Annotated in this window: 4 protein-coding genes; 2 read left to right on the top strand and 2 right to left on the bottom strand. The window is 67.5% G+C overall.

Going from position 1 to position 7387, the window contains the following annotated elements:
- Positions 1–59: 59 nt before the first annotated feature.
- Complete coding sequence (locus E3O65_RS02370; protein WP_134362152.1) at positions 60–2234, top strand: transglycosylase domain-containing protein; 2175 nt, start codon at positions 60–62, stop codon at positions 2232–2234.
- On the opposite strand, the gene E3O65_RS02375 is transcribed toward E3O65_RS02370, so the two are convergent.
- Positions 2231–2491, bottom strand: coding sequence for a heme-binding protein (locus tag E3O65_RS02375; RefSeq protein WP_134362153.1), 261 nt, complete (start codon positions 2489–2491; stop codon positions 2231–2233). The genes E3O65_RS02370 and E3O65_RS02375 overlap by 4 nt on opposite strands.
- Positions 2492–2503: 12 nt before the next feature.
- Complete coding sequence (locus tag E3O65_RS02380; RefSeq protein WP_134362154.1) at positions 2504–5866, bottom strand: DNA polymerase III subunit alpha; 3363 nt, start codon at positions 5864–5866, stop codon at positions 2504–2506.
- A 208-nt stretch (positions 5867–6074) separates the two neighbouring features.
- On the opposite strand from E3O65_RS02380, the gene E3O65_RS02385 reads away from it, so the two are divergent.
- Complete coding sequence (locus E3O65_RS02385) at positions 6075–7190, top strand: AI-2E family transporter (RefSeq protein ID WP_134362155.1); 1116 nt, start codon at positions 6075–6077, stop codon at positions 7188–7190.
- The last annotated feature ends 197 nt before the right edge of the window (positions 7191–7387 follow it).

Raw genomic sequence — 7387 nt, forward strand, 5'->3', positions numbered from 1 at the left:
GTTCTTCCGGGCCCGGTTCAGGGGTCCGCTTCGGGATCCGTAGACGGCGGGGTGATGCAGTGGGCACGTCGGGATTCACCAAACGAAGATCCGTCGGCGGGGTGCTCACAGCCCTTCCGGGCTTCACCGTGATGAGTGTGGTGGCCGGTCTCCTCGTCACCGTCGCCGTGACCCCGGTCGTCGCGCTGGGTGGCCTCGGAACGACCAACGCGATCACGGTGTTCGAGAACCTGCCCGGCTATCTGGCCATCGATAAGCTGTCGCAGAAGAGCAATATCTACGCCACCCAGAGTGACGGCACGCCTGTGCTCCTGGCATCCTTCTACGACCAGAACCGGATCGAGGTGGGCTGGGACGAGATCAGCAACTACGCGAGGGATGCCGTCATCGCCAGCGAGGACCCGCGCTTCTACGAGCACGGCGGTGTGGACGCCCAGGGAACCCTCCGGGCGGCGGTGACGACCGCCCTCGGGGGAGCGACGCAGGGAGGATCGTCGATCACCCAGCAGTACGTCAAGAACGTGCGCGTGCAGAAGTGCGAACTCGAATCGGACGACCTGTTGCAGAGGCGCTGCTACAACGCCGTGACCGAGACGAGTCCCGACCGCAAGGTCAAGGAGATGCGCCTCGCGATCGGGGTGGAGAAGAAGTTTCCCAAGAACGACATCCTGCGCCAGTATCTCAACATCACCGGCTTCGGCGGGACCGTCTACGGGATCGAGGCGGCCGCAAACTACTACTTCAGCACGACCGCCGCCGATCTCACCCTTCCCCAGGCCGCCAGCCTCGTGGCGATCGTGAACAACCCGGCTAAGTTCCGCCTGGACAACCCCGGAAGCGAGGCCAACGGCGCCGCGAACGGTTACGCGGCCAACAAGGCCCGCCGGGACTACATCCTGCGAGAGATGCTTCGCCACCAGAAGATCACGGACTTGGAATTCCATGCCGCCCGTGCCACACCGGTCTCGCCGGTCACCCAGGAGCCGAGCACGGGCTGCCAGACCGCCCGTGGCAGTGCCTACTTTTGCGACTACGTGACTCACCTGCTCCGGAATGACCCGGCGTTCGGAAAGGACGAGGAAACCCGACTGCTCAACTTCCGGCGGGGCGGCTACGACGTCTTCACCACCCTGGACCTCGATCTGCAGCGGGCGGCCGAGGAGACCATCGCGGCGAATGTCCCGATGGAGCATCCCGGCTGGGACGTGGGCAGCGTGGTCACGAGCGTGCAGGTGGGGACGGGGCGGGTTCTGGCAATGGCCCAGAACAAGCTGTACAGTCAGGATCCCGTCGTGACAGCCACCAGTGCCGCCTACACCGGCGTCAACTACAACACCGACTATGCCGAGGGCGGCTCGCGGGGTTTCCAGCCCGGCTCGACCTACAAGGTGTTCACGCTTGCCGAGTGGCTGAAGACCGGACACCGGCTCGCGGACCGTGTCGACTCGGCCCGGAGGGCCAATTGGGGAACGTTCACCGACAGCTGCCGGGGACCGCAGAACTATGATGCCCAGAACTGGAATCCGCGAAACGACGCGGGGGAGAGTGGTGGCAACTACAGCGCACTCGAGTCGACGCTCGGCTCCATCAATACGGGATTCATCGGGATGGCGAAGAGACTCGACCTGTGCGGCATCCGTCAGACTGCTGAATCATTCGGGGTGACCCGCGCCGACGGTGACCCGCTGGTCCAGACGGCGGCATCCGTGATCGGAACGAACGAGGTGGCCCCCCTGACCATGGCCGTTGCCTTCGCGGGCATCGCGAACCGCGGGGTGACCTGCTCGCCGATCGCGATCACCCGCATCGTGGGCGCGGACGGTGCCGAGGTGCCTGTGCCGGAGTCGACCTGCACCCCGTCGGTGGACCCGACGGTGGCCGCGGGCATGGTCTTCGCGTTGCGCCGGGTGATGACCGACGGCACGGCGCAGCAATCCTGGCGTGCCACGGAACCCCGAGTTCCTCTGATCGGGAAGACCGGAACCACGGATGGCGAGAAGGACACCTGGATGGTCGGCGCCAGCTCGAAGGTGGCGACCGTGGCGGCCGTCGTCAGCGTCACCGGGGAGGCTCGTCAACGGTCGATCAGCTTCCCGAGCGGCCCGGCGGCCACGGCCAGGCATCGGATGTGGCCGTTCGTGATGTCGGTCGCCAACGCCAAGTACGGCGGGGACGAGCTGCCGGAGCTCGGTCCGCCTCCTGTGGTCGTTCCGGTCGGGGATTCCGGCGATTAGACCGACCCTCCACCACCCGACGGCAGCCAGACGACCCCCACAGAGAAGCCGTTCCACCTGAACCGCTCCTCACTCCAGCCGTCACTCCAGCCGTCGCTGAAGCGGTGGGCTGCGACGGTGCGCTCAGGTATTTCCTTCGTGCCGACCCGCGCGTTTCGGGGCACGGGAACCTCCGTGGCCGGCATCCCCGCCGGGAGTACGAAGCTGATTGTGTGGCTCAGCGGGGTCGTGGTTTCCTGGATCACCGGCGCGGTCATCGCGATGCGCGCTCAGGCGGTTCGCCGAGGCCAGAGGTGGTGCACATTCGTGGCGGCCATGGCGGCCAGTTCCGCGGTCAGCTCGTCGGCCAGGTCGTGGGCGCGGTCGGCGTTTCGGGCGGCCGCCTCGCTGGCGTGCCGCTTCGCGACCCGGCGGGAGACATCCGTGAGGTCCCAGAGGTTCTCACCCGTGACCGAGACGCCCCTCGCACCCGACCGACGGGTGCGGCCGCGCACCAGCATGAGACGGGTGTGGAACACCGGGCCGCCGATGCGCTCCTGCGCGTCGTGGAAGAAGACGACATTGGATACCGGGCCGGAGCCGTCGTCGAGGCTGACGAAGACCACCCGGCGACCACCCCGCATCGGCGGTGTGTTCGTGGCTCGGCGAACCCCGGCCAGGAGAACTTCGGTTCCGCCAGGCAGATTGACCAGCTCGGCGGCCGGCGTCACGCCCAGCTCGGTGAAGAGCGGGTGGTAGCGGGCCATCTGGTGCCCGGCCACCGCCAGGCCGAGGCTCTGCAGCTCGAGGTCGGATTGGGTGCGCCCGCGCAGCTCCAGCGAGGTCACCGCCGTGAATCGGGACCCTTCGTATTCGAGGACCGGCAGTGGCACGTCGAAGGCCAGCTGGTCGTCGTGGATGGTGACTGCGGTACCGCGCAGCGACTGGATATGGGCCAGCAGCTCGTGGCGCCGAGTGCGGTCATGTTCGATGAAACTGTCGAGCGCCCCCACCCGGGCCAGGGCTTCGAAGGTGCTGCGCCGGGGGCGCACCCGATCGCGAAAGTCCTGCAGCGACGTGAACGGCTGGTGGCGCACGATGCGGGCGCGTTCGGCCGCCGTGCAGCCGGCCAGTTCGGGCAGGGCCAGGCGGATGCCGCGGCGGTCACCGCCGTCGATCTGCTCCACCCGGTAGTCGAGGGCGCTGCTCTGCACGTCGAGCCCGAGAATGGGCACGCCGAGGTTTCTCGCCTCTGCCACGATCAGGTCTTTCGGCCACATGCCCGGGGCGTGGGTGAGCAGGCCGGCCAGGAACACCGCCGGGTGGTGCGTCTTCAGCCAGGCGGACTGGTAGGTGGGCAGGGCGAACGCGGCGCCGTGCGCTTTGGCGAAACCGAAGCTGCCGAATCCGGCGAGCACCGTCCAGACCCGGTCGATCACGTCGGGCGCGAACCCGCGCTCCTGGGCCCGCTCCCGCACGAATTCCTCGATGCGGGGGAGCTGCTCGGGCTTGCCCAGGTGACGGCGGAAGACGTCCGCCCGGCCGAGCCCGCAGCCCGTGAGCTCGTTGAACAGATGCATTACCTGCTCGTGGAAGATAACGACGCCCTCTGTTTCCCGCAGGTACGGCTCGAACCGAGGGTGGATGTAATCGGGATGAACTTCTCCGTGCCGGGCCTGAAGGTATTTCAGGGGCATGTTGTTCTTCATCGGTCCGGGCCGAAAAAGCGAGATCTCCACGGTCAGGTCGTTGAAGACCCGTGGCTGCAGCTTGCCGACCAGTTCCATCTGGCCGGGCGACTCGATCTGAAAGATGCCGAGGGTGCGGGTGGAACGGATCAGCTCGAAGGTTGCAGGGTCGTCGAGGGGGATGCGGTCGAGGTCGATGCTCTCGCCGGAGAGGCGATGGTGCTCTTCGACGGCGTGGGCCATGGCCGACTGCATGCGCACGCCGAGGATGTCGAGCTTGATCAGGCCCATCGGGTCCATGTCGTGTTTGTCGAATTGCGACATGGGCAGCCCCATACCGGACACCTGCACGGGCGTGCGGTCGAGCAGTGACGCGTCGGAGAGGATGACCCCGCACGGGTGCACCGAGATGTGCCGGGGGAGCCGGTCGAGCTTGGCCGTGAGGTCGACCAGTAGCTCGAGTTGAGACGAGGCCCGCACCTCGGCGGCGAAGTCGGCCAGTTCAGGCTTCTCAGCCAGGGCACGGCGGAAGTCGCGGGCGTTGAACCGCCAGATCTGCTTGGCGACGGCGGCGACCTCCTCGTGGTTCATGCCGAGGGCGAGGCCGGCGTCACGCACAGCTCCACGGCCGCGATAGGAGTTGGTCATGGACATCAGCGACACCCGGTCGCTGCCGAAGGTGTCGAAGAGCGTGCGATAGATATCGTGACGGCGCGCCGATTCGACGTCGATGTCGATGTCGGGCAGGGTCTGCCGTTCGGGGGAGAGGAACCGCTCCCAGAGCAGCCCGTTGGAGATGGGTTCGACGGAGGAGGTGCGCAGGGCGTAGTTGAGCACCGAGCCCACCCCGGACCCTCGGGCCTGGATGCGGATGCCCATGCCCCGAATGATGTCCGCCACCCGGGCGACGGTGAGGAAGTACCCGGCGAAGCCGAGGTGTTCCACGGTCTTCAGCTCATGCGCGAGGCGGGAGTGCGCCGCCTCGGCCAGAGAGGAGTGAGAATACAGGTCGTCGATACCGGCGCTGGCCCGGGCGTGCAGCTCGGTGAGTGGGTCGCCGGTGACGCCGATGATGCGCGCCTCCGGCATGCGGGGCCGGCCGAGACCGATGTCGGAGTCCGGGTCGAGGCTGCACCGGTCGGCGAGCATCTCGGTGTCGCGGAAGAGCCGGTCTACGGCGCCGTCGTCGTGCAGCCCGGCGTCGACGACCATGCGGGCCACCTGCCGCATGGCGCCCTCCGGCTTGAGCCAGGCCTGCCCGTTGCTCTGCAACTGTTCGAGATCCGCCAGTGCCGTCAGCGTGCGAGCGGCGTCGGCCAGGTCGGCCGTGACGGCTTCGTCGGGGGTGCCGTACCGCACGGCATTGGTGAGCACCGCGGGCAGGGCGGCGTGCTCGAAGAGCGCGAGCATGCGGGTGGCCGGTGTGACGCTGCCGATTGTGCCCGGCTCGGCCAGGTGGCACACGATCTCACCGGCCACCGACTGCGCCGGCATGGCGCGCAGCCACGCGGTGAGGCAGGCTCCGGCCGCGTCCGTGTCGCGGCGCCCGACCGCACCGCCCACGTCGGACGTCGGTCCGAGCAGCACCGTGAGGCAGCTGAGCCCGGCCAGCTCGGCCAGTTGCGTGCGGGCGATGCTGGGCTGCCCCGGCGCGCGGTGGGCGGCGCTGACCGCGCGGCAGAGGGCGGCGTAGCCACGGCCATCCAGGTTGCCATGGGCGAGCACGACGACCCGGCCCAGCGGATGCCCGTCGTCGTCGTGCACCGCGAGGTCGGCGCCCAGCCCCGGCCGGATGCCCGCCGCCACGCACGCACGCACGTGCTTGACGGCGCCGTAGAGGCCGTCTCGGTCGGTGATGGCCAGGAAGGACCCGTTCTGCTCCCGAGTCTGCTCCGCCAGGGCTTCGGGGAGAGTGACCCCGAAGTGGGTGGAGTAAGCGCTCGCGACGTGCAGGTGCGGAAACATGTGTGTACTCCTCTGGCGGCCTGGTCAAATGCACGATATCGAACAAGTGTTCGATGTAGGGAGTGTACGTCACACGGGCGACACGCGCCACCGGCATCCTGGAGAGGCCGACATTCTGGATAGACCAGACACTCTGGATAGGCTGGGGGACTGAGTCTTCGTTCCCGCTCTGCCTCGACCTCGTGCATCGCCTCGTTTGGAGATCCCCATGACAACTCCCACCTCGCCCTGGACGGACTACCTCGGCCGGGCCTCCGTCCGCTCCGGCCAGGCCCTTCTGGTGCTTGCGCTATTCGTGGTGTCGATCTTCGGGATCACTCAGCTCAAGCTGGTCTTCATTCCGATGCTGCTCGCCCTCATCATCGCGTCGGCTTTGCGTCCGTTCGTTCGGCTGCTCCTGGCGCGGGGCGCGAACGAGACCGCGGCGGCCACGATCGCCCTGATCTGCGGCGTGGGAGTCTTCGGCGGGATCGTCACCCTCGTGGTGTTCGGCATCCGTGGTGAATGGGCGAACCTCTTCACCTCGGCCAGCGAGGGTCTCGACCACCTGCAGGAGTTGCTGACCAGCGGCGCGTTACCGATCGATGCCGCCCAGCTGGATGACGTGCGCGAGTCGGTCATCACCTTCGCCACGAGCAGCCAGTTCGGCACCGGCGCCCTGGCCGGGGTGTCCGTGGCAGCCGAGATCGTGACCGGCCTGGTGCTCGGGCTCGTCGTTCTCTTCTACTTCCTGAAAGACGGCCCCCGCATCTGGAGCTTCCTGATCCAGCCGCTCTCCGGCTCGCGCCATGAGCGGGCGGTGCGCATCGGCGAGAGCAGCGTCGGCGTTTTCGGCAGTTACGTTCGCGGCACGGCTATCGTCGCTTTCGTCGACGCTCTGTTCATCGGGATCGGCCTGTGGATCCTGCAGGTTCCGCTGGCATTGCCGCTCGCGGTCATCGTCTTCCTGGGTGCGTTCATCCCGATCGTGGGTGCAACGGCCGCCGGAATCCTCGCAGCGCTGGTTGCCCTCGTCACGAACGACCTGACCACGGCCATCATCGTGGTCGCCATCGTGGTCGCGGTCAACCAGCTCGAGGGCAACTTCCTCTCCCCGGTGGTGCTCGGCAAGTCGCTCCGCCTGCACGGCCTGGTGATCCTGCTGGCCCTGACGGCCGGAACGATCCTGGGCGGCATTGTCGGCGCGGTCATCTCCGTTCCGATCGCGGCCGTGGGCTGGGCCGTGATCAAGGCCTGGAACGCGCCGGTCCCGCCGGCCGTGTCGGAGGCCGTCGAGCCGACGCAGCCGGTCGGACCGGCGACGCTGACGCCCGTCGTCAACTGACCGCGGAACCGCCGGCCGTGTCCGGTCGTGAACCAATTCGACGGAGATTTTGGCTCAAAACCACCGATTCGGCGTTTTTCCCTCTGCGTCAAGCTGCTTGTGAGTCACTTCACAAGCAGTAGGAGGCAAGGGAATGTCGATCAGCCCGGGGTTCAACGCGGCGGAGATCCGCGAGTTCGTCCATGAGTACCAAGGGG

The organism is Cryobacterium breve (assembly GCF_004402375.1).
In the GTDB taxonomy this organism is placed as follows: domain Bacteria; phylum Actinomycetota; class Actinomycetes; order Actinomycetales; family Microbacteriaceae; genus Cryobacterium; species Cryobacterium breve.

Bases quoted from the DNA above. Each gene is read 5' to 3' on its own strand.
- E3O65_RS02375 (WP_134362153.1), bottom strand. From the start codon at position 2,491: ATGACCGCGCCGGTGATCCAGGAAACCACGACCCCGCTGAGCCACACA.
- E3O65_RS02380 (WP_134362154.1), bottom strand. From the start codon at position 5,866: ATGTTTCCGCACCTGCACGTCGCGAGCGCTTACTCCACCCACTTCGGG.
- E3O65_RS02385 (WP_134362155.1), top strand. From the start codon at position 6,075: ATGACAACTCCCACCTCGCCCTGGACGGACTACCTCGGCCGGGCCTCC.